Consider the following 21,146-nt stretch of genomic DNA (forward strand, 5'->3'; position numbering starts at 1 on the left):
GAAAATCCAGAAAGCGCAAAACGTTGGGCGGCCGGGCCTCTCAGTGCCGGCATTGGCGCAGGTTTGCCGCCCGAGATCGTCACCACCTCGATTGGGCGTGAGAAACTCGATGTCGACACGAGAACAGCTTGAGCGCGCCCGAACCAACATTTGAGGAGAACGCGCCAACTCCGGACATTCGAGGCCTGCCGGAAAGCGGACTTTCAGCCCAGGCCAGAAGACCCTCCTGATCCTGCCTGGCTTCGGTAGCGCAAAGCGTCAACAACGACCTTGAAGGCGGGAAGGTTCTGGCGGCGGCTGGGATAGTAAAGGAAATAGCCGTCGAAAAAGGGCGACCAGTCGTCCAGTACCAGGACCAGTTCGCCCGACGCGATCTGCCGCTCCACTATGTCGTCGGGGACGTAGGCGATGCCATAGCCGTTCACCGCCGCATCGATCATGGCGTAGGAGTTGTTGAAAGTGAGCTGGCCGCTCACCCGGACACGCAATTCCTTTCCGGCTTTTGCGAACTCCCAAGCATAAAGCCCGCCGGCTGTTTCGTGGCGCATGTTGATGCAGACATGCCCGACTAGGTCCTGAGGATGGTCCGGCACTCCGTGCGCAGCGAGATATCCGGGCGAAGCGACCGCTACCAGCCGCCAGTCCGGGCCGATGCGGACCGCGATCATGTCCTTCTCGACGCTCTCACCCAGACGGACCCCTGCGTCGAAACCCTCCTCGACGATGTTGCGGAAGGTGCTGTCGAGGATCAGTTCGACATTGATTTCGGGATAATCCCGCAGGACCGGCCTGAGCTTCGGCCAGACCACGCTTTCAAGCGCATGGTCGGATAGTGTCAGCCTGACCAAGCCCGACGGCTTGTCGCGCAACGCCGTCAGCGCCGCGATCTCGTCCTCGATCTCCGCGATCCGCGGCGTGATCGTCTGGAGCAGGCGCTCGCCCGCGGTCGTGGTCGCGACATTGCGCGTGGTCCGGGTCAGAAGGCGAACGCCCATGCGATCTTCGAGCTGCTTGATCGCGTAGCTGAGAGTCGATTGCGCGACGCCAATCTTCGCCGCCGCCCGGGTGAAGCTGTGCTCCTCGGCCACGATCTGAAACCACCGGAGCTGGTTGAGATCGGTCTTGTCCATGAGAACTCTCGGTGTCTGCCCGCCGAGATTAATCGATCACATCGATCAGTGCATTCCAATTTCGGCGGGTAATCGTTCCGAGCCTGAACCGCTATTTTGCACCGCATCAACAGATGCAGGAGCGACCCAACATGGCGGCTACCGCCGTATCGGAGGAAGGAACCAAGCCGACCGCCGCCTGGGGCGCCGTCCTCTCGATGGCGCTTTGCGTGGCGATGCTGATCGCTTCCGAGTTCATGCCGGTCAGCCTGCTGACGCCGATGGCCGAGGGGTTGCGCGCGACCGAGGGCCAGACGGGTCAAGCGATCTCGATCAGCGGTCTCTTCGCGGTGGCGGCGAGCATGGTCATCACCACGGCCGCCGGGACGCTGAACCGGAAATGGGTCCTGGTCGCGATGACGGCCTTCATGCTGGTCTCGCTGGTCCTGGTCGCGGCCGCCCCGAACTTCGCGGTGCTGATGCTCGGTCGCGCCCTGCTCGGGATCTGCATCGGTGGCTTCTGGGCGCTCGCGACGGCCGTGATCATGCGCCTGGTTCCCGAGAGCGAGGTGCCTCGCGCGCTGGCCCAGATGTATGGCGGGCAAGCGATCGCGGCAGCCTTCGCCGCGCCCGTCGGCAGCTATCTCGGCGGTCTGTTCGGCTGGCGCGCGGTGTTCTGGGCGCTGACGCCGATCGTCGCCGTCAACCTCGTCTGGCATGTGATCGCCCTGCCGTCGCTGCCCGCGCGCCAGCCGCAGGATTTCCGGACCATGTTCGGCCTGCTGAAGCGCCCTTATTTCCTGCGCGGCCTGATCGCGTCGATGCTGTCTTGGGGCTCGGCCTTCACGATGTTCACCTACCTGCGCCCGTTCCTCGAACAGGTGACGGGAGCCGACGTGACGACGCTGTCGATCCTGCTGCTGGTGCTCGGCTGCGCTGGCTTCGTTGGAACCTGGGGCTCCGGCCGCTTCCTGCATGGCAGCGTCGCTCCTCTCCTGAAGCTGCCCGCGCTGCTGATGGGCGGCTGCACGATTGGTCTCCTGCTGCTCGGCGGCTCGGTCGCCGCAGTGGGCCTCTTCCTGGCTCTCTGGGGTGCGATGAACACCGCCATGTCGGTGATCTGGATGACCTGGATGTCGCAGAACGTCGACGATGCGCCGGAGGCCGCCGGAAGCCTGATGGTGGCCGCGATCCAAGCCTCGATCCTGCTCGGGGCCGTGGTCGGCGGGATCCTGCTCGATGGCCTGTCGATCTTCGCGACCTTCCTGGGGAGCGTCGCCCTGGCCGCCATCGGCATCGCGCTGATCGGCAACGGAAAACGTCTGCTGAAGCCCGAATAGTCACAGAGAACGGGGAGATAACGATGGATACCTGCAACACGATCACAGCGTCGTCCGCACGACTGGACCGTCGCGACTTGATGAAGCTGACCGGTGCGGGCGTCGCCGCCTTGGCAGCCGCATCACTCTTCAAGCTCTCCAAAGCAAAGGCTCACGGCATGACAGCGGACTGGGACAAGACTTTCCCGAAGAGCGAGAAGGTCGATCATCGGAAGGTCACCTTCAAGAACCGATACGGCATCACCCTGGCGGGCGATCTCTATTTGCCCAAGGGCCAAGGCGATCGGCGGCTGGCGGCGCTGGCCGTTGGCGGGCCGTTCGGAGCGGTGAAGGAACAGTCGTCAGGCCTCTACGCGCAGACGATGGCGGAGCGCGGATTCGTCACGCTGGCCTTCGACGCGTCCTTCACGGGTGAAAGCGGTGGCGAGCCCCGCAACGTCGCCTCGCCGGATATCAACACCGAGGATTTCAGCGCGGCGATCGATTATCTCGGCCTGCACCCCTCCGTCGACCGCGAGCGGATCGGCGTCATCGGCATCTGTGGCTGGGGCGGCATGGCCTTGAACGCCGTCGCCGTGGACAAGCGGGTCAAGGCCGTCGTCGCCAGCACGATGTATGACATGACCCGCGTCATGTCGAAGGGCTACAACGACAGCGTGACGCTCGAACAGCGCACGCAGATGCTGGAGCAGATGAGTCGGCAGCGCTGGGAAGACGCCGCGAACGGAACCCCGGCTTACCAGCCGCCCTACAATGATCTGAAAGGCGGCGAGGCGCAGTTCCTGGTCGACTACCACGACTATTACCGGACGCCGCGCGGCTACCATCCGCGCGCGGTCAACTCGGGCACTTCCTGGACCCGGACGACGCCGCTCTCGTTCATGAACATGCCGCTCCTGACCTACATCAAGGAGATCTCGCCGCGCCCGGTTCTGCTGATTCACGGCGAGAAAGCCCATTCGCGCTACTTCAGCGAAACCGCCTATGTGGCGGCCGCGGAGCCGAAGGAACTGATGATCATTCCGGAAGCCAGCCACGTCGATCTCTACGACAAGGTCGACGTGATCCCGTTCGACAAGCTGGCCAGCTTCTTCGGCCGGCATCTCGTCGCCTAATCTCGACCGGACACGAAGCGATGGGGCCGCCGCCCTCGGGGGTCGGCCAAAGGCTCGCAGGCCGAGCTCCCGCCGCTGGACCGGCGGGAGCTCGGTGAACGACAATCACTACGGAGGATCGGACAATGCCGCTCAAAGCCACTCGGATCGCCGGCGCCATACTCCTCGCAACGATCGGAACAGCCGTGGCTCAGGAACGCATCAAGATCTCGTCGGAGTGGGGTTCCGTTACGGCGGAGCTCGCCGATAACGCCGCGACCAAAGCGCTGCTTGGCATGCTGCCCCTGACCATTCCGATGACGGACCACCTTCGTCAGGAAAAAACGGGAAGCTTGCCGTCGGGTCTGCCCGCCGCAGCGCGGCAGCGCGCCTTCAAGAACGGGACGATCGGGCTTTGGGGCCCGGACCACTTCGTCGTCTACTATCGTGTTGGCCAGGTCCCTCAGCCCGGTATCGTCATCCTCGGCGAAGTGAAGGGCGGGGCTTCGATCTTCGACCGACCCGGCTCTATCTCGATGCGGGTCGAGCGGGCGGATTAGATGGCTGGGAGGCGGCAGTGACCAGACTGATGGCTTGAGCCAAAGTTGCGGACAACCTTAGGCCACTCCGGAGCGCATCATCGAACGATATCGGCGGCCGAGCGCCAACAGGGGACCTTGGGGCGTTGCCTTAAAGCGGACGCCACAAATCCCGCCGCGGCACCAGACCAGGAGTCGCGCCTGCGCTCCGCGATCGAGCAGCCTGCTGTCGCTCGCCCCCATTGCGCCCGCATCCGGCTACCGCAAAGATGATCGCATAGATTCTCGGGGGGGATACGTGCGCGTTCGCTCAAGCAAGACCGCAGCCAGTTGGGCGGAGCTCTCTTTTCCGAACGGAGACGATGAGCTCCTTGAAATTGGCTATTCGGAAGCAGTTCGTCATTTCTCCCAGGCCGTCCGATCCCCCAATCTGGCGATCCTTTCTGGGCTCGGAACATCGCTATGTGTGTTGAACGGCAGTGTCCGAGTGGCACCAACGATGGATCAACTCAGGAACCTAGTTGTCGAGAAATTCAAGGAACTCGATGAACAAAGCCCACTGGAAGATCGCTCCACGCGCTGGGAGACATTCAAACGGCTGGCAAGAGTCGATGATGATCACCTCAATCTCGAAGCGCTTCTATCGAAAGCAAAGATTGCCTCTGATTTTCTAGGGGGCGCTGACGGCAAAGCTGAGGCCGAACTGCTTGAGATCGCCGAGACTGTCATATGTGAGTCAGTCGACTTCATTACAGAGAAGACCAAACTTGGATTTCATGAAACCTTTCTTCGCAGGATAGCGAGACGGTCCAGCCGCAAGCCAAGAGTGAAACTGTTCACGACAAACTATGATAATTGCTTTGAGGAAGCTGCGGCTCGGTCCGGTTTCATGGTAGTCGACGGGTTTTCGTTCGGTTCGGATGGCCAATTCAATCCTGATCAGTTCAATTTTGATGTCGTGAGGCGATCGTCCGACGAGCGTGCTGATTACGTCGAGAATTTATTCCATCTCTTCAAAATTCATGGGTCCATTGACTGGGAATGGAACGAGGCGACAGGCAGCATCCGCAAATCCCCCGGCACGAAGAAACCTGTGCTAATATATCCACGGTCCACAAAATACGAAATGTCGTTCAGCCAACCTTATGTTGACATGATGGCGCATTTCCAGAGCACTCTAAGAGTGAGCAACACCACGCTTCTTGTTCTCGGATTTGGCTTCAACGACAAACACATTGCCGAGCCAATCATTTCGGCTGTTCGCTCAAACTTGTCTTTCAGTATGATTGTGGTTGACCCTCAACTCGGAAATAAATGCGAGAAGGGCCACCATCTCGAAAACGAGTACCTAACCAACATTAGCAGCTACATCGACAGCGGGGACGGCCGATTCGCATTATTAGAAGCCAAATTCGAAGATATAATCCCCCTGATACCTGATATGGTTGCCGAGACAGAGCTTGAACGTCATCAAGACCGGATGCGGAAGGGCACGAAGAATGCCTAGGCTTCCTGTCGCTCCCTTTGAGCGATCCCGATACATTGGCAGCGTCACTTCAGTCTCTCCATCAGAAATTCGGGTCAATCTTCCTTTCGCGACTGAAATCAGCGCTGCTCAGTATGCTGGCCATGCCATCGCTCGCGGCCAAGTTGGAGAGCTGGTGACGGTCGAGGGACAGGGCTTCGCTGTTCTCGGCCGGATAACCGAGATACGCCTTCCCGACCACGATCGGCTGTCCGTTGAGCCAGAACGAGAAGACAAAGGCGAGATCGCCAATCCCGTCGGAACAATCAGACTCCTGGGGTCAATAGACCTCGCTACCGGCAAGGCCTCACGCGGAATTCCCGAGCCGCCCCGCGTAGGTGAATACGTCTATGTCGCGCACCCCGACTTCATACGCCATGCCTTGGATGCATCTGCCAGCACCAGCAATCGAACTGTCCAGTTAGGTTACCTCAGCGGCTCGCCAGACAGTGATATCTCAATGTCAGCCGCCACGATTTTTGGACGGCATTGTGCGGTCCTCGGCTCTACCGGTGGTGGCAAGAGCTGGACCACAGCGAGGCTTGTCGAGGAAATATCTCGCCTCAAGGGGAAAGCACTGTTGGTCGACCCAACAGGCGAGTACCACGAACTAGAAGGCGCAATTCATGTCCATCTCGGTGGCCGCCGGATAAATGACAAGGATATGCGGACTTTTGTCTCCTTTCCTCATCAGCACCTGAGTGAACTGGATTTATTTGCGCTTTGGCAGCCAAGCTCGGGGGTCCAGGCACCTAAACTTAGGGATGCGCTGCAAAGCTTGAAGCTTTTAGAAATCGAGCCGAGCTTGGCAGAGGATGGCTGTCTTATAAAGCAACAGAGGGAGAAGAAGCCGATAAATCAAGCCCTTATGCGGAATGACGCCAAAATTCGCGCCGCGGGAGCAGCCTACAATATCAAAAGACTGAGCGCTCAAATTGCCAGGGAATGTGTTAACCCATCGGGTCAAAACTATAAATCTTGGGGCGGCGTGCATGAGATATCAATGAACAGTTGCGTATCTCTATGCATGAGGATCGAGAATTCAGTCAATTCTGAACATCTAAAGCCAATATTCTCGCCGGACGATTACATGTCTGACGTGACCGAAATCATGAGTGAATTCCTAAGAGGGAATAAGACCGTCCTTCGCGTATCAATGCAGTATATGCCGTTCGAGCACTCAGCGAGAGAGCTTGTTATCAATGCTCTCGGCAGATACCTGCTATCGCAAGCTCGCGAAGGCGCGTTCCACGATAACCCGCTTGTAGTTGTCCTGGATGAGGCTCATCAGTTTCTGAATAAAACCGTCGGAGACGAGGTCAACAAGGTTCAACTCGACGCGTTTGGGCTTATCGCCAAAGAGGGCCGCAAATATGGTCTGACATCGGTGTTGGCGACGCAGCGCCCCCGCGATGTGCCGGAGGATGTGCTGAGCCAGGTCGGCACGTTGATTGTCCATCGACTGATAAACGAACGTGATCAGAGCGTCGTAGTCAACGCGAGCGGAGCGATTGACGGTTCGATGGCTTCGTTCCTGCCGAACTTGGGCGAAGGAGAAGCAATCATCGTCGGATCCGGCACTGTTATGCCTCTGCCAGTACAGATGTATGCCCCGACGATGCGGCCTTCAATCCAGCAAGGCGAAGGCGGATCGTGGATGCGAGAGCCTCGCGCGAAAGCTCCTGACCGAACAACTGAATAAGCACCGCCCGCCTTGCTCCCGTTCGGCGCCAGGCTGCCCTGAAGCAGACATTCCAGGCGTCGGCTATGGGCCAACTTCCGCCAGGACCCGGCACACGATCGAATGTCTGACTTGGGTTGGTTTTGCTCCTTCGACCTCGCCTCACCGTGGTGAGCTATCCGATGAAATGAGCTCGGCATAACCAGCAACCCGACGATGCCGACGATCAACGCGAGAACACCCAGTTCAAGCCGCTTCTCGGCCGTCGTCAGAGCGGTGTACGCATTCTGGAAGGGAGCCTGAAACTGAAAGCCCAACAGGATCCGGGCTCAGCGAGTTGCAAAGCCTGCTGATCGATGAGGTGAGGGCTCAACCCCTACGCGCCCTTGCGTGGGCTGCGGCCGCCGGGGTGGTCATCGGCTTCTGGGCGGCGAAATAGGCTATGGGCGGCCTTGTCGCCCAACTCGTGTCATCGGCGACGGCAGCTCTCAAGCGTCGGGCAATCGTTTACGGCCTCTGGGTTGTCAGCGGCCCGTTCGTACTCTTCGCGGCGGGCTACGCGCTTGATGCGCTCCAAGCCTGGCTCATGTTCCGGTGGGGTTCGATAGCGGCCAGCCTGGCTGTGGCGGGCGGTCTGCTGCTCTGCGCGATCGGCCTGATCATCACCAGCTATCTTCTCTCGCGCACAACAGCGCCGACGCTGTACCAGCGTCTGGAAGCGTTTCCGGAGATCTCCAGAACGGCGAAGCTCCTGATGCGCCCGAAGCGAACGATGGCGCCGGCCGCTGCCGGGGCGATTGCGGGCGCCGTTGCGGTCGGCACGTTGGCCTTCTTGAGGAGGCGCAGGCCTCCGTCCAAGAGGCTGTTTCGCCGGTGGGCTACCGGATTCGACTAGCGCAGGATCGGCCTGACGGCGGCCAGGTCGTTACGGATTGTGGTGGCGGCGACGCCGGCCTCACCCATCGCATGGCTGATTTGGTCCAACCCCACCACGACATCGCCCGCAGCGTACAATCCCGGGACATTCGTCCGCTGATGGGCATCGACCCGGATGCATCCCTCGTCGGTCAAGGTGGCACCGAGCGATGCGGCCAGTTCCGAATGGATCTCGGAGCCGAGGGACGGGTAGACGGCATCGAATGCCATCCGTCGGTCACCGACAGCGAAGTGGATCCGGTTTGGACCGAGGGCGAACTCGCTCGGCCGTCCTCGAGCCAACCTGATGCCGACCTTGTTGATCCGGTCGGCATCCTGCTCGGTCAGTTCACCGTCTTGATCGAGGATCAGCGTGACCCGATCGGTGAAGGACCTCAGGAAGATGGCTTCGGTAACCGCGCGATCACCGCGGCCGATAACGGCTACGTTCTGGTCGGTCACTTCAAAGCCATCGCACACCGGGCAATAGCGCAGCCTGCCCGTGTGCAGTGCCTCGGCATGAAGGTCCTCGGCAATATCAGGTCGCCTGTTGGTCACTCCGGTTGCGAGAAGCACAGTTTTCGCAGGGCCTATCAACTCACGACCGCGAGACACGAACCCGAGGGGACCTGTCACCAACTCGTCGACATGCCGCTCGAGCAGGCGGGCCCCGTATTTGAGCGCCTGTTCACGCATGCGCTTCAAAAGCTCCGCTCCGGCAATGCCGTCCGGAAAACCGGCGTGATTGTGGGTGCAGGGGATCTGTCGCGCGCGGCTGTTGCCATCGTCGGCCACGGCCACGGAAAGATGGAAGCGCGCCAGGTAGATCGCCGCAGTCAGCCCCGCAGGTCCGCCTCCGACGACCAGGGAATCAAGCACTTCGGGCATCGCTCGCCTTTCACCGCGTGAAGTTCGCTCCCTGTCGGCCCTTCGCGTCTTCAGGCGCCGGTCTCGTCGTTGCCGGTCGCCACCGGTTTGGATTCGGGAGAGCCACGTTGTCGCAGGAAAATCGACAGGATGACCAGAAGTCCCGTCGAGAGGAATTCGGACTGCCAATTCTGGAAGGACTCGAACCAGAGCTGGGAATCACCCAGGTATCCGTATGCCGACTGAGCCGCCCGGCCATGAAGCGCCGCCTCCTGATTGGCAGCGACCAGACTGAACCACCAGTGCAGCAGGAACGACGCAACGAACAGAATGCCCAAGGTGATGCCGAGCGAACGTTCGTAGACCCAGGCCAGGACCGGATGACGGTCGCGCCAAGGAACTTCGTCTCCCTCGCGGTGGGGATCGTCCGGATCGCGCGACTCTGCCGAGCCGCGCTGGAAGAGCATTGCCGTCAGGACGACGTAGACCGCCATCTGAAGAAATTCGCTCTCCCAGTTCTCGAACAGGGCCGAAAGGAAGACGCCTCCGGAAAGGTAGGCGCTCAAGCCGATTGCAGTTTGACCATGGTCTCTGAGTTCTTGGTTCCGGGCTGCGTGACCGGTCAGGGCCATGCCTGCCAGTGAAGCAAGGAACATCGCCGAGAGCGCCAACGTTAGGCTGTTGTCGCGCAGGAAGTGCCGCATCTGACGCCGCCCCAGTATTCATGGATCCGGTTGGAGAACGCCGCCCGTGAATCCATGTTCCGCGTCGATGGACTTCCCGGAACTTCACGAGCGAGCTCCGGGTTGGGCTGCATTGGCCCAAGCACGGAGACTGCCGTGGATCGTATCGCCATCATCGGAGCTACGGGGCTGATCGGGAGCAGTATTGCGACCGCGCTAGCCACCCGCGGCAGCCGCGTCGTGGGCGTTGCCCGTCATATGGGGTGCGCCCCCCGACGCCACCCGGCGATTGAATGGACCGCTGCCGAACTGGGACGTACCGACAGGGGTGAATGGAAGATCCTGCTCAAGGACGTGACGGCAGTCGTGAACTGCGCAGGCGCTCTTCAAGATGGGCCGTCTGACGATCTCGAGCAGACCCATCGAACGGGGCTGGCCGACCTTGTCGCTGGATGCAGCGCAGCGGGGGTCAAACGTTTCGTCCATTTCTCCGCGATGGGCGTCGATCGAGCGACGCCGACGCGGTTCTCGGCGACGAAGCGGGCAGGTGACGATGTGCTTTCGGCCAGTGAGCTGGACTGGATCATTCTGCGTCCATCCGTCGTGCTTGGCCCGTCTGCTTATGGTGCCAGCGCGCTCATTCGCGGCCTGTCGAGCTTGCCGTATTTGCCCGTCATGCCGGATACGGGTGCGCTCAGACCGGTCGCACTCGAGGACGTCGTCGCGACGGTTGAGTTCTTCCTCCGGCCGGGCGCAGCGACACGGCTCGCGGTGGAACTCGCGGGGCCCGAGCGCTTCGAGTTCGTCGAACTCGTCCGGCTGTACCGTAGTTGGCTTGGCCTGCCGCGCGCGGTCGAGTTCGCCATACCGAGGTGGCTGGCAGCGCTTGCGTATCTTAGCGGCGATCTTGCAGGAAGACTGGGCTGGCGACCGCCGGTCCGCAGCAATGCAAGGCAGGAAGTGGCAAGAGGTGCGATTGGGGACGATGCCGAGTGGAAGAGTATTACCGGCATCAAACCCAGACGCATCGGCCAGACCCTCGAAAGCCGACCCGCATCGGTCCAGGACCATTGGTTTGCCGCACTCTATCTGCTGAAGCCCGTCGTCATCGGCAGTCTCGCGATATTCTGGATCGGCTCCGGATTCGCCTCGCTTGGTCCGGGCCTGCCCACCGGCATGAGCTTGATGGGGCAGGGTGGCGTCGCCGAGCCATTGGCAAAGCTCGTCATCGTCGGCGGCGGCGTCGCGGATCTGTTGATCGGCATGGGAATCGCATTCAGGAAGTCCGCGCGCCTCGCGATGCTCGCCGGGATAGGTGTTTCCCTTGCCTACGCTCTTGCTGGGTCGGTGGTGACGCCGTGGCTCTGGATCGACCCGCTGGCACCGCTTCTGAAGATCGGACCGGTTATTGCGTTGATGTTGGTCGGCCTCGCCACCCTGAGGGATCGCTGATGACCTATCTGCTCCTCAAGTACCTTCATTTGCTCGGCGCGATCGTGCTGATTGGGACCGGGGCCGGGATCGCATTCTTCATGGTAATGGCCCACTTCACCGGCAATGTGAGCAAGATCGCCGGTGTCGCCCAGATCGTCGTGACCGCTGATTTCGTGTTCACCGCCAGCGCGGTCATTGCCCAACCGATCACGGGGGTCCTCCTGGCCCGGGAGGCGGGTTATGACCTGTCAGAGGGCTGGATCGTGTTGTCGATCATCCTCTATTTCGTCATCGGAATTTTCTGGCTGCCCGTCGTGGTCATGCAGATGCGGATGCGCGATATCGCCGCGCGAGCCGAGCACGCAGGCACTGCATTGCCGCGGCGATATGACGTGCTGTTCTGGACTTGGTTCATCTTCGGGTTTCCAGCCTTCGGCGCGATCCTGGCCATCCTGTGGCTCATGATAGCCAGGCCGTCGATCACTCTGTTCGCGTAGCCGCGTCGGTGTCCCACGCTCGCCCGATCTCAACGACCAAGCTCTGGTAGTCCAGTTGCGCTTCTGCCTGGCGGAGCGCGTCCCTCAGAAACCGGATCCGAAACCGGGTCGCTTCGGCGTTCGCGGCGGGAAGATCGGTCGTCCGCTGCGAGGCGCCCCGTTCGGCTCCGTCGCGCCGCTTCGATCTCCGTAAGGTCGAGCGAACCCTTTCGCTTCATTTCGCCAAACAGCGCGGCGACCGCGAGCATCAGGCCCTCGGGTTGCAGATTGGCGGAGTTCATCCATGACCCTCCGGACGGTCCTTCAGTCGCTTTTCGGTGCTGGTGGATCGAGAAAAGCTCGCGGTTCGCGAGCGTTCCAGTTCCCGCAAGCTAGCGGTCAACGCAGCCCCCCACACGAGATGCGCGATCAGCATCAGGCCGTTGCGACGGGCAGGGTGACGCGTTGCGGCCTTGAGACGCCGCGACGCGGGAATCCAACCGAGGTAGCTGGCGACCCAAACCGCGATTCCGTATGCGGCGCCTGCCGGGAGGTCCCTGCGTCGGCTGAACCCTCCGAAGAGAGCTCCGGCGGCGGCTCCATACAGAAAGTGGAAGACCAGCGTGGCTGTTGCCGTGCCGACCGCCAGAGATGGCAGGTCCTCGGCCAACTCACGGGGTGGAAGAGGGTATCGCTCCGACGAGGGGAGGGTCTGGTGAAGCCGTGACATCGTGGCCGTCATTGGCAGGGTGGCGACGAACCCCGCCAAGGCACCGAGGACCACTGTTCCCCGGCTCATCGGTTGGCCTTCCGCGCCGATGTTGCCCAGAGGGCGAGCGCCATCACGCCGTATGTCAAGGCGATCGAGCGCGGGGAGACAACCTTCTCCCATCCCGGCGTCAGGCGTTTGGGAACGACGACGTAATCGACGAAGGCAGCCAGGGCGGACACGCTGATGGCATCCACGGCAGCCGGGCGCCGAGGGCCGAGTTTCTGGAAGCCTTGGAAAATCGCTGCCCAGAAGATCGAGGCACCTTCGTGCGTCGCGAAACCGAGCAAGGTATGCTTGGCATCGACGTTTCGGGAGGCCGCCGCCTCATCGCCCCGAAACCAGTGTCCGGTCGCATTGGTCGGACGGACGGGATGTCGGCCCTCAGCCTTTGCTGCGAGCGCCAGTGCGATCGTTGAAGCGACACTCACCGCCGTGCCGGATAATGCGGCTCTTGCGAAGGTCTCAAGCATCTGCACCTTCCTTTTTTCATTTCCCGTGATGCGTGACGGCCTCGATCTTGTTGCCGTCTGGGTCGAGAACGAAGGCGCCGTAGTAGTGAGGGTCGTATTCGGGCCGCAACCCCGGAGCTCCCGCATCCGTTCCGCCGTGCTGCAAGGCGACCCGATGGAACGCGTCGACCATTTCCCGCCCTCCGGCGTCGAAGGCGATGTGGACGCCGTTACCAGCGGAAGCCGGTTTGCTGTCCACGGGGGTTTCGATACTGAATATGATTGTCGACACTCCATAGTCGGCGGATTCGTCGGATGCTTTGAGGAGACGCAGTCCGAGGACTTCCATCACCGCGTCGTAGAAGCGCCTGCTTCGCTCGACGTCTTTCGTTCCGACCGAGACGTGGTGGATCATCGGCCTTCTCCGGAATCCGTCGCTTCGACATCAGTGAGTGGACCGATTGCCGGAGCGTTGAGAACAGTCCCGTCCGGCGCGAAATGAGATCCATGGCATGGGCAGTCCCAACACATCTCGAACGAGTTCCAGTGGAGATGACAGCCGAGGTGAGTGCAGGCGGCTGACTTCTCGATGACGTCGCCGTCCTCGGTCCGGAAGGCCGCGACCTTGCTGAGCCCGCGCCTGATGATTGCGCCCTGGCCAGCTTCCAGTTCATCGATCGAGGCAAGTTCTCCGGGAGCGAGATATTCGGCGAAGTTCTTCACAGCCGTGATGTTCTCGCTGACATAGGTCGTCGCAGCCTTCAGCGGCTTCCGGTCGGGATCGTAGACCGCGATGTATTCGTTCTCCTGTCCAAGGATGAGATCGGGGATCAGCAAGCTGGCCACAATGCCGTGGGTGATGCCTTGCCCCGAATCCCCGGTGGAGACGAGAACGCGTTCGCTGCCCGACACGCGCCCGATGAAGCCGCAATAATCGAGCGTATCCATGACTTGACCCGACCAGCGATAGCGTTCTGGGCCGAGCTCCGGGACAAGCGTCTTGATCCAGGAGGTGAGGGCAGCGAACCGAGCATGAGCATCGTCGGCCTCGCCCGTCTTATGGTCCTCGCCCCCGACGATAAGGATGTCCTTGCCGTCGTCACCGGATGTCAACCGGACATAGTGATAGGGCTCCTCCGTGTCCCAGTAGAGCGCGTCATCGAACGTCCCGGTCTCGATTTCAAACCCCATCGCGTAGGTGCGATACGGCGCCTGCTTTGTGTGCAGGGCAACGAGATCGTGGATCGGGGAATTCGTCGCGATAACGGCGTGGCCGGCGGTAACCGTGTGGCCGGACACCAATTTCAGCTCGACCCTGTCGTTCTCCTCCTTCACCTCCACGACGGCGGTGTTGGCGTGCAGACGCGCGCCTTTGTCCGTCAGTGCCGTAGCCACGCCCCGCAGATACTTCAGCGGATGGAAGGTCGCTTGAGCGGGGTAGCGTAGGTACGAGCGATCCTCCAGCGTTCGCAGCGGCAGACCCTTTCCGCGCTTGACGGTGACGCCGATGTCCTTTGCCGCCGAGACCTCGTCATCCAACACGCTCTCTTCGCTCTCGGGATCCAGGAACAGGATTCCATCGAGACGGCGGAATTCGCAGTCGATTTCCAGCTCCGCTTGAATGGCCTCAATTCGGTCGACGGCCGCGCTTTGACTCATCTGGAACGCCTTCGCCAGATCCTGCCCCCGCATCGACAACAACTCGCTGAGCGAGTCATCACAGATGGGCGCAAGATGGGCGGTCGTGCGCGCGGTCATTCCGCCGGCGATCTCACCACGGTCGAGCACCACCACGGAAAGGCCGCGCAAGACCAGCTCGTAGGCGATGGACAAGCCAGCGATTCCGGCACCCACCACGGCAACGTCTGTGGAATGATCTTCCTCGAGGGGCGCAGCTTCCGGAGCCACCTCGACATGCATCCAGACCGACCGACTGCGTTCCCGTTTCGCGTTCATGGCAGACCTCCCTGGTCTGCCTCAAACGTCTCCCTGCAAATTAAGTTCGAACCGTTCTGAAGTTGATGAGCGAGAAGGGTGAAGCCTTCCGTTCAAGCTGATTTTTTCCCCTGCACCCTGTTTTCGAAGCTGGCGTTCCCGAGCCCGGTCCCGATTGTGAGAACGCCCCAATGCTGGACCTCCTGCATGAAGGGCATTTCGCTGAGGCCCTGGATCACGGCATCGTTGTGCATCGTCACCATGGTCTCATGCTTCCCGATCATCGGGACGGTCTCCCTCACGCTGTCGATCAGATTGAAGCGACTGCTTTCCCAGTTTCCCGGGAGATTCTGGGCGCCGCGATCGATGGTGCCATCCGGTTGAATGATACCCGGGCACCCGATGCCGATGAACGGCGCCACCCTTAATCCAGCACGCTCCGCGGCCTTGATCTGGCTGCGGATCATCTCACCCATCCGCTCCACCGCACGATCACGATCCGTGGTTTCGTCGGCATGGCGCCAGAGTTCGAACCCGAACACTTTCGCCTTGCTCAGATCCGACGCCTTGGCCTGGCGCAGTTCCACGATGCCTGCCCGGATGTTGGAGCCGCCGATGTCGACGGCAACCAGACTATCGAACGCCTCGAACATCCACTTCGGGGCGATGTGTGCGTTTCCGATGAGACCCGCTTCATCGGGATGATGCCTTATTGGTTGTAGTTCGATAGCCTGGCTTTGCGTGCGCAGGATGATGCCGGCTCTTGCTATCGCTAGTTCCCCGACGCGGCTTTGCCGAAACCCGCCTCCCACAATGACCCGTTCTATCTGCGACCAAGCCTTGCAGCGGCAAAATCGGCGAACGACCGTCGCCAGGGATTCCGCGTATCGCTCGACGGCCGTGTGGACTACCGCAGCCTCCTGAGGGTCGCCTTCGGCGAGCAGAGCGTCCAAATCCTTCTTCTTGAGGTCTTCGCTGGGTACTTCGAGCGGATCGTCGCCGTTCTCGCGCAACACCTCGCGCACGTCCTCCAGATGCTCGAAGATCGCCGCTCGCCTCGCCTTGTCGCCAACAAAACCGTCCTCATCGCGAGCTTCAAGATTATAGCTCGTCACCAGGACGGAGGGCAGTTGCGACGCGCCATGAGGTCCGTCGCCGGGTTTCGATTTCGCGTTCTTTGCCATGGGAATCTCGTGGCTGCGAGATACTCAACCGAGCCGAAGCGTCCAGGTTCCAGCCATTCGAAAGGCGTGGCCCCTTCCTAATCCTGGCTCGCGTCTTGGCGTTTGAAGCATGTAGACCGGTTGAGAGAACTGCCGAGCTTCGTGCCGGGCGCGTAGGGCGTTTCTCAGGACGGCAGATATCCATTCCTGCTGCCTCGGAAGAAGTCATCGAGGGCCTGAGCCAGCTCTGCGGGGGCTTCCTCCGCCATATGATGTCCGCTCGAGATCGAGGCGCCCCGAACATCGTCAGCCCACCTTTTCCAGACTGCCACGACGTCGCCGTAGAGGTCCGGCAGATCGTCCCGCTCCGACCAGAGAGCCAGCATCGGACACCGAATCCGACGACCCTGCGCACGGTCCTCGCGATCATGCTGCGCATCGACGCTCAGGCCCGCGCGGTAATCCTCGATCATCGTGTGGATCGTGACCGGGTCCGAGATGGCGCGGATGAAATCAGCGAAGTTCTCCTCGCCCATGGCTTCAGGTGAACCTCCGTACCAAGCCAACGGATCGGCGCCGATAGCGCGCTCTGGCTTCGCCGGTTGAGCATAAAAAAACCAGTGCCACCAGCGCCGGGCAAAATCCGCGCGACAATGGTCGAGCGCCTCTAGGATCGGAACGCCGTCGAGTACCGCTAGCCTTTGGATTCGTTCCGGGTGATCCATGGCCATCCGGAATGCGACGTAGGAGCCTCTGTCATGGCCGGCGACGCCGAACGTGTCATGTCCCAGGCTGCGCATCATCTCGACCAGAGCCTGAGCCTTCGCCCGCTTTGACGAGTTCGCGTGATCGGGCCGGTCAATTGGTTTGAACGATCCTCCGAATCCCGGCAGATCCGGACAGACGACCGTATATCCGGTCCGGAGCACTCCGGCGACTTCATGCCAAGTTGTGTGGGTACGAGGATGCCCGTGAAGGAGTAAGAGGGGCGGGCCGCTTCCGCCCACGCGGAAGCGGATCCTTCCATCGGTCGTCTCCACAGTTTCAAGGGTGAAGCCTTCAAACATAGGAAGCGCCCTCCATATCGTTGCGACCCTGGCTCAGCCGTCTGGCAAAACCCACTTAGACCTCGATAGAACGGGCGAAAATGCGGCATTAGGTAGTACAACCACCAGATTTGATCGCGCTTGTTTGATCGGTCTGCTTCCCGCTTTCGGACGTTTCAGTACGACGGCTGGTGGCCACTTTACGCGCTGAGATTGCGCGGTTCAGGCAGCTCAAAGCCCAGTGGCGAGGGGGAACCAATTTTTGGATGCACCGTTCTCCCCGAGCATGGGCCTTCAGGCTTGGCCCGCTTGGGAGGAACGCTATGAGAAAACTTGTCATTACCTCGATCATCGCATCGGTGCTTTCTCTGGGGGCTTACGCCCAGACATCCACGACCTCGCCCGCCCCGACGCCAGCTCCGGCCGATGCCAATGCGCCTCTCCCGGGCGCCAACAGCTTCACCGAGGGCCAGGCCAAGAGCCGCCTGGAGGCCAATGGCTATAGCGCTATCAGCGAGCTCAAGAAGGACGACAACGGCGTCTGGAAGGGCAAGGCCACACATGGCGGCCAGCCGGTTACCGTCAGCGTCGACTATCGCGGCAACATCACTCGCCACTGACCATAGCGCCTGGAGGAGATTTGCAATGACCCGCACGATCACCCGTTCTTACGATGATTATGCAGACGCGACCGCAGTCGTGGAGGATCTCGAACGTGCCGGCTTCTCGAATTCAGAAATCAGCGTGATCGGCCGGCGCGGCGAGGACGTTGACGACAGCAACGCCGGCGAAGGCGCAGGCATCGGCGCAGGTGTAGGCGGAGCCGCCGGGCTTCTTGCGGGCTTGGGCATGATTGCCATTCCGGGCATCGGACCAGTCGTGGCGGCAGGATGGCTTGCGGCAACGGCCGCCGGGGCGGCGGCCGGAGCGGCTGCTGGGGGAATTATCGGTGCCATGACGAGCGCTGGCGTCGACGAGCGCGACGCTCACGTCTACGCCGAAAGTGTCCGACGGGGCGGCTCGGTGGTTTCGGTCCGAGCCGCTGAAGGCCGGGCCGCCGAAGCTGAGGCGATCATGGATCGAGCGACGCCGATCGACATGGCAACGCGTCGCGCTGATTACGAGCGCGAGGGGTGGACGCAGTTTGACGCGAACGCCAGCCCATATGCGAGGCCCGTAATCTAACTGGTTTCGCTTCTTCATCCCTGTCAGGCATCTGCCTGACAGGGCGCTTCATATGGATGGCCTGCCTTCGTTGGGCGTCCAAATCAATTAGTTTGAAGCCCCACAGGAAAGCCCGCGTCCCTCGCTCCTTTGATCCGGATCGCACGGTCACGGGCGTTAAAGTTCCGGGCCGACGGCTCGCGACTGAAATCGTCAAAAAACCGTGGCCTCATCGCCATGAACGCTGAGGCGCTCGCCTTTGCATCCCGTTCGAGGCCCGAGCGAGCAAAGATGAGGGCGGCGACGAAGTAGTAGATTGAGAATTGCTTCAGGTCGGCTCGCCTGATCCACTCGACGGCGCAACTATTGTCGTCTTGCATGTAGTAAGCGAGCGCAACCGTCCCGACATAATAACCAGACTGAACTGCACCTCTCGCGATGGCCTCCTCCATCATGACTGCACCTCGCCGCCAGCCCTCGCTCTCAACCCCAACGACACGCTTGCGGAGTTCGGATCACGGCTTGCCCACAATGTCGCCCTGGGATGCCCGGGTGCGCAGCGGGTAGCTCTTGGCCAGGCGGGTCTTTAACAACCGGTTCTCGCGACCATCGCGCCTTCGCGCCGCGTAAAGGTCGGGGTGTAGGTGCCCTTCGGAATGTCGATGATGACCGGGTCGTCGCTGGCCGACAGCAGATAATAGCGTTCCAGCGCTCGGCGCAGCCGTCCGGCTTCAATACGCACAACCGGATCGTTCATCGCATCAAAATCGAGGCCGCGGCCGAAGACATCGGTCGCAATGGCTATAGCCTTCAATCGATCGCCGCGGCCCGTCAGGGTCTCCTCAACCACGTAGGGAGAAAGCCTTGCACCCGCTGGGGCACCACAAAATCGCGACTTGCAAGGATTCGCGCTAATTGGTCCCGAACTGCTTGACGTTTAGGCGTAGCATTCAGGAGGACACTACTCGGCTGCATGTATAGCCCTGTCCGCATTCACTCGATTGTAGCCACAAGCATCCTCCTGGCGCAACGCAACATCGATACGACGCCGCTCGCGGACAGCTTGTCCAGCGATGATTGCCGCCGTCAACGAACCCATCGGCTACGAGTTCTCGTGACGACTTAAGTGCCCAACTACTCATCAGCTAATATCGAGCGCTCAGTCTTCCCCTAAGGCCAATTGACCGAAAGGTGCCGGCTGTCAGCGTCGCCTGATGGTCAGCTCGGACAAACCCAATAGAGCGACACTGTGCGAGCACGGGCGGCAGCGCCTCATGCTTCGCATGCCGCAACACCGCCGCGCTTTGGCCGTTGCAGGGGGCGAGAACTTTCTCGATTTGTGTGAGGGCTATGAGCTGGCATGGGCCGGCGTCGATCACTGGTCACACAGGGCTCTGACGGGCGACGAGATCCGGGAATATTTCGTCCTGATCGAAGCCCTAGAGGCCGAGGTGATCGCTCTTGTTGCCAAGCATTGAAGGGAAGAGCTCGCTACCCGTGAGGGTAGCGAGCAAGTTGTCCGCCCGCCGGTTACCTCCAGGGCAGAAGGCGACCGGCGTGACCGGCACCCGCCAAGGGCCGATCTTGCGGAAAACCGTCTCGTCTCAACAAGGTTCCTGCACTAGGGAGTGCATACCTAACGCAGGCGCGGAACCAGCGGGCGAGAGGACAGTTCCGGGGATGGCTAACTGGTTTCGGAGGCCCCGCTGATGTCATCTCCGACGGCCCTCTGGTTGCTCGCAGTCGTGCTCGTGATTGCCACGATCTGCATCATAAGCTGCGGGATCCCTGGCCTGAACGGCGCTCCCGTCAGCTTGCTGAATCGCTAGTTGCGTCCTGAGGCTCGCTGCGCGACTTCCCCCGAAAGTGCGCGATGGCCCGCTCGACGAGATCATCTTCGTCTAGAGCGAGGGGCGCCAAGGACGCCACGATGAATTTGAGACGTGTTTGCTCGGCCTCCTCCGAGCCAAACATCATAATCTGCTCGTCTTTGACCCTTGCCCATGCGGCCTCCGAAGCCGACAACGCCCGTGCAATTACGACCGGATCGCTCAACGAACTGAACGGCATGGTACCCTCCTCCTTCCCAGGGCACTGTTTGAGATTGCGGCCATAATAAGATGACAGTTCGCCTCGTTTTCAAGAGGCCGCGCATGCCTATAGGGGCCAGCGCCGGGAGGCCCACCAAGTCACTGCGGCGACGCCTAGCATTCCGCCGGTGACAATCAGCGCGGTCCAGATTTTAGCCTCCTGGCTGGAAAGGACCAGGGCGTCTACGATCGGACCGTTGCGTCACTTCAACAGTGAAAGCTGGCCGGCGGCGAAGCGCCGCAGTCGGCGGAGCGCGGGCGATTACTTGGTCGATCCGCCGTCCACACCTCGTGCCTTTATATCGGCGGCTGTCTCGCCTCGAAATGTCAACGAGGCCTGATAGATGATTGTCCCCGCAGCGTCCTCGACAGCAATGCGGTATTCGGCGCGAGCGCCAGCCGGCAGATCAGCACCAGCTCGGCAAGAGCTCGGTGAGCGTCCTTCACGGCGACGATGTCGCTGGGGGTGTTCAATGGCGTCAGCCAGATCAAGATGACGTCCATCATTCACGACAAACCGGTATAGGGGCACAGGCACCTCCGACCAATCCGACCCGAGAAGAATTCAGACCCCGCTTGCCGGTGCCAGATCGAAGGCGGCTTTGCAGAAGGTCATCGGGCGCCATGCAACTTCCCTGCCTGTTCCGCATTGGCATCGAGCGGAGGGCCGATGATGGACTTCGACGTTTCTAGGACTGCGCCCGGCCATTGGGTACTTACCGACCTCTTGGGACGGCCTGCCGGACATATCGGCACCCGCTTGTTCCGTTTTGCCCCGGTAGGACAATCAGGCAGCGCCCTGCGCGAAGTCGCCTCACATACATTCGAGAGCCTCGATAACGTGCTCCGCGCCGTTGAAATCGT

General features: G+C 61.1%; 22 protein-coding genes and 1 pseudogene. 11 read left to right on the forward strand and 12 right to left on the reverse strand.

Going from position 1 to position 21,146, the window contains the following annotated elements; translation table 11 throughout:
* Window positions 1–203: 203 nt before the first annotated feature.
* Window positions 204–1,130, reverse strand: a complete 927-nt coding sequence (locus DK26_RS19175) for a LysR family transcriptional regulator (RefSeq protein WP_066475849.1) — start codon at window positions 1,128–1,130, stop codon at window positions 204–206.
* A gap of 131 nt (window positions 1,131–1,261) precedes the next feature.
* On the opposite strand from DK26_RS19175, the gene DK26_RS19180 reads away from it, so the two are divergent.
* The 6 genes from DK26_RS19180 to DK26_RS19205 all read left to right on the forward strand — a co-directional run bounded on the left by DK26_RS19180 (window position 1,262) and on the right by DK26_RS19205 (window position 8,183).
* Window positions 1,262–2,449 carry an MFS transporter gene (locus tag DK26_RS19180; RefSeq protein ID WP_066475851.1) on the forward strand — a complete coding sequence of 396 codons (1,188 nt, stop codon included), beginning with the start codon at window positions 1,262–1,264 and terminating at the stop codon, window positions 2,447–2,449.
* A 23-nt stretch (window positions 2,450–2,472) separates the two neighbouring features.
* Window positions 2,473–3,564, forward strand: a complete 1,092-nt coding sequence (locus DK26_RS19185) for an alpha/beta hydrolase (protein ID WP_066475853.1) — start codon at window positions 2,473–2,475, stop codon at window positions 3,562–3,564.
* Between the two features lie 125 nt (window positions 3,565–3,689).
* Entirely contained in the window at window positions 3,690–4,103 is a 414-nt protein-coding gene (locus DK26_RS19190) for a cyclophilin-like fold protein (RefSeq protein ID WP_066475854.1), read from the forward strand.
* Between the two features lie 277 nt (window positions 4,104–4,380).
* The gene (locus DK26_RS19195; protein WP_066475858.1) at window positions 4,381–5,589 is read left to right on the forward strand and encodes an SIR2 family protein; all 1,209 of its coding nucleotides are present in this window, start codon (window positions 4,381–4,383) and stop codon (window positions 5,587–5,589) included.
* Window positions 5,543–7,309 carry an ATP-binding protein gene (locus DK26_RS28625; RefSeq protein ID WP_248310034.1) on the forward strand — a complete coding sequence of 589 codons (1,767 nt, stop codon included), beginning with the start codon at window positions 5,543–5,545 and terminating at the stop codon, window positions 7,307–7,309. Before DK26_RS19195 ends, DK26_RS28625 begins: the two co-directional genes overlap by 47 nt.
* 421 nt (window positions 7,310–7,730) lie before the next feature.
* Window positions 7,731–8,183 carry a tryptophan-rich sensory protein gene (locus tag DK26_RS19205; RefSeq protein WP_066475862.1) on the forward strand — a complete coding sequence of 151 codons (453 nt, stop codon included), beginning with the start codon at window positions 7,731–7,733 and terminating at the stop codon, window positions 8,181–8,183.
* Here the strand turns inward: DK26_RS19205 and DK26_RS19210 are convergent.
* Entirely contained in the window at window positions 8,180–9,091 is a 912-nt protein-coding gene (locus DK26_RS19210; protein ID WP_066475864.1) for an NAD(P)/FAD-dependent oxidoreductase, read from the reverse strand. The two genes, DK26_RS19205 and DK26_RS19210, sit on opposite strands and share 4 nt — an antisense overlap.
* 50 nt (window positions 9,092–9,141) lie before the next feature.
* Complete coding sequence (locus DK26_RS19215) at window positions 9,142–9,774, reverse strand: DUF6766 family protein (protein WP_066475867.1); 633 nt, start codon at window positions 9,772–9,774, stop codon at window positions 9,142–9,144.
* Window positions 9,775–9,909: 135 nt separating this feature from the next.
* On the opposite strand from DK26_RS19215, the gene DK26_RS19220 reads away from it, so the two are divergent.
* Both DK26_RS19220 and DK26_RS19225 read left to right on the forward strand, forming a co-directional pair.
* Entirely contained in the window at window positions 9,910–11,205 is a 1,296-nt protein-coding gene (locus DK26_RS19220; protein ID WP_066475869.1) for an SDR family oxidoreductase, read from the forward strand.
* Window positions 11,205–11,684 carry a DUF2269 domain-containing protein gene (locus DK26_RS19225; RefSeq protein ID WP_066475872.1) on the forward strand — a complete coding sequence of 160 codons (480 nt, stop codon included), beginning with the start codon at window positions 11,205–11,207 and terminating at the stop codon, window positions 11,682–11,684. Before DK26_RS19220 ends, DK26_RS19225 begins: the two co-directional genes overlap by 1 nt.
* 774 nt (window positions 11,685–12,458) lie before the next feature.
* Here the strand turns inward: DK26_RS19225 and DK26_RS19235 are convergent.
* The 5 genes from DK26_RS19235 to DK26_RS19255 all read right to left on the reverse strand — a co-directional run bounded on the left by DK26_RS19235 (window position 12,459) and on the right by DK26_RS19255 (window position 17,049).
* Window positions 12,459–12,905, reverse strand: coding sequence for a hypothetical protein (locus tag DK26_RS19235; RefSeq protein ID WP_066475875.1), 447 nt, complete (start codon window positions 12,903–12,905; stop codon window positions 12,459–12,461).
* A 16-nt stretch (window positions 12,906–12,921) separates the two neighbouring features.
* Window positions 12,922–13,299, reverse strand: a complete 378-nt coding sequence (locus DK26_RS19240; protein ID WP_066475876.1) for a VOC family protein — start codon at window positions 13,297–13,299, stop codon at window positions 12,922–12,924.
* Window positions 13,296–14,840: an FAD-dependent oxidoreductase gene (locus tag DK26_RS19245; protein WP_066475877.1), complete on the reverse strand. Its 1,545-nt coding sequence runs from the start codon at window positions 14,838–14,840 to the stop codon at window positions 13,296–13,298. The genes DK26_RS19240 and DK26_RS19245 overlap by 4 nt, the downstream gene beginning before the upstream one ends.
* Window positions 14,841–14,932: 92 nt before the next feature.
* Window positions 14,933–16,003, reverse strand: coding sequence for an ROK family protein (locus DK26_RS19250; RefSeq protein WP_066475878.1), 1,071 nt, complete (start codon window positions 16,001–16,003; stop codon window positions 14,933–14,935).
* A gap of 164 nt (window positions 16,004–16,167) precedes the next feature.
* Entirely contained in the window at window positions 16,168–17,049 is an 882-nt protein-coding gene (locus tag DK26_RS19255) for an alpha/beta hydrolase (protein WP_066475879.1), read from the reverse strand.
* A gap of 302 nt (window positions 17,050–17,351) precedes the next feature.
* Here DK26_RS19255 and DK26_RS19260 point away from each other — a divergent pair, with 302 nt between their 5' ends.
* Complete coding sequence (locus DK26_RS19260; protein WP_066475881.1) at window positions 17,352–17,648, forward strand: PepSY domain-containing protein; 297 nt, start codon at window positions 17,352–17,354, stop codon at window positions 17,646–17,648.
* Between the two features lie 25 nt (window positions 17,649–17,673).
* Complete coding sequence (locus DK26_RS19265; RefSeq protein ID WP_066475886.1) at window positions 17,674–18,213, forward strand: general stress protein; 540 nt, start codon at window positions 17,674–17,676, stop codon at window positions 18,211–18,213.
* A gap of 83 nt (window positions 18,214–18,296) precedes the next feature.
* On the opposite strand, the gene DK26_RS19270 is transcribed toward DK26_RS19265, so the two are convergent.
* A complete protein-coding gene (locus DK26_RS19270; protein ID WP_066475888.1) occupies window positions 18,297–18,647 on the reverse strand; it encodes a hypothetical protein in 351 nt (116 codons plus the stop codon).
* Window positions 18,648–18,811: 164 nt separating this feature from the next.
* Window positions 18,812–19,167 (reverse strand): annotated as a pseudogene (locus DK26_RS29730) (adenylate cyclase); the annotation flags it as partial.
* 299 nt (window positions 19,168–19,466) lie between these two features.
* On the opposite strand from DK26_RS29730, the gene DK26_RS19280 reads away from it, so the two are divergent.
* The gene (locus DK26_RS19280) at window positions 19,467–19,670 is read left to right on the forward strand and encodes a hypothetical protein (protein ID WP_157089730.1); all 204 of its coding nucleotides are present in this window, start codon (window positions 19,467–19,469) and stop codon (window positions 19,668–19,670) included.
* A 331-nt stretch (window positions 19,671–20,001) separates the two neighbouring features.
* Here the strand turns inward: DK26_RS19280 and DK26_RS19285 are convergent, their stop codons facing one another.
* Window positions 20,002–20,262: a hypothetical protein gene (locus tag DK26_RS19285; protein WP_066475894.1), complete on the reverse strand. Its 261-nt coding sequence runs from the start codon at window positions 20,260–20,262 to the stop codon at window positions 20,002–20,004.
* A 347-nt stretch (window positions 20,263–20,609) separates the two neighbouring features.
* A complete protein-coding gene (locus DK26_RS19290; RefSeq protein ID WP_066475896.1) occupies window positions 20,610–20,789 on the reverse strand; it encodes a hypothetical protein in 180 nt (59 codons plus the stop codon).
* Window positions 20,790–21,146: the final 357 nt, after the last annotated feature.

The organism is Allobosea sp. WAO (assembly GCF_001509835.1).
GTDB lineage: Bacteria > Pseudomonadota > Alphaproteobacteria > Rhizobiales > Beijerinckiaceae > Allobosea.

Bases quoted from the DNA above. Each gene is read 5' to 3' on its own strand.
- DK26_RS19180 (WP_066475851.1), top strand. From the start codon at position 1,262: ATGGCGGCTACCGCCGTATCGGAGGAAGGAACCAAGCCGACCGCCGCC.
- DK26_RS19255 (WP_066475879.1), bottom strand. From the start codon at position 17,049: ATGTTTGAAGGCTTCACCCTTGAAACTGTGGAGACGACCGATGGAAGG.
- DK26_RS19225 (WP_066475872.1), top strand. From the start codon at position 11,205: ATGACCTATCTGCTCCTCAAGTACCTTCATTTGCTCGGCGCGATCGTG.
- DK26_RS19215 (WP_066475867.1), bottom strand. From the start codon at position 9,774: ATGCGGCACTTCCTGCGCGACAACAGCCTAACGTTGGCGCTCTCGGCG.
- DK26_RS19235 (WP_066475875.1), bottom strand. From the start codon at position 12,905: ATGCTTGAGACCTTCGCAAGAGCCGCATTATCCGGCACGGCGGTGAGT.
- DK26_RS19290 (WP_066475896.1), bottom strand. From the start codon at position 20,789: ATGATGGACGTCATCTTGATCTGGCTGACGCCATTGAACACCCCCAGC.
- DK26_RS19270 (WP_066475888.1), bottom strand. From the start codon at position 18,647: ATGATGGAGGAGGCCATCGCGAGAGGTGCAGTTCAGTCTGGTTATTAT.
- DK26_RS19245 (WP_066475877.1), bottom strand. From the start codon at position 14,840: ATGAACGCGAAACGGGAACGCAGTCGGTCGGTCTGGATGCATGTCGAG.
- DK26_RS19250 (WP_066475878.1), bottom strand. From the start codon at position 16,003: ATGGCAAAGAACGCGAAATCGAAACCCGGCGACGGACCTCATGGCGCG.
- DK26_RS19185 (WP_066475853.1), top strand. From the start codon at position 2,473: ATGGATACCTGCAACACGATCACAGCGTCGTCCGCACGACTGGACCGT.
- DK26_RS19240 (WP_066475876.1), bottom strand. From the start codon at position 13,299: ATGATCCACCACGTCTCGGTCGGAACGAAAGACGTCGAGCGAAGCAGG.
- DK26_RS19190 (WP_066475854.1), top strand. From the start codon at position 3,690: ATGCCGCTCAAAGCCACTCGGATCGCCGGCGCCATACTCCTCGCAACG.
- DK26_RS19205 (WP_066475862.1), top strand. From the start codon at position 7,731: ATGGGCGGCCTTGTCGCCCAACTCGTGTCATCGGCGACGGCAGCTCTC.
- DK26_RS19210 (WP_066475864.1), bottom strand. From the start codon at position 9,091: ATGCCCGAAGTGCTTGATTCCCTGGTCGTCGGAGGCGGACCTGCGGGG.
- DK26_RS19175 (WP_066475849.1), bottom strand. From the start codon at position 1,130: ATGGACAAGACCGATCTCAACCAGCTCCGGTGGTTTCAGATCGTGGCC.
- DK26_RS19280 (WP_157089730.1), top strand. From the start codon at position 19,467: ATGCTTCGCATGCCGCAACACCGCCGCGCTTTGGCCGTTGCAGGGGGC.
- DK26_RS19265 (WP_066475886.1), top strand. From the start codon at position 17,674: ATGACCCGCACGATCACCCGTTCTTACGATGATTATGCAGACGCGACC.
- DK26_RS19285 (WP_066475894.1), bottom strand. From the start codon at position 20,262: ATGCCGTTCAGTTCGTTGAGCGATCCGGTCGTAATTGCACGGGCGTTG.
- DK26_RS19260 (WP_066475881.1), top strand. From the start codon at position 17,352: ATGAGAAAACTTGTCATTACCTCGATCATCGCATCGGTGCTTTCTCTG.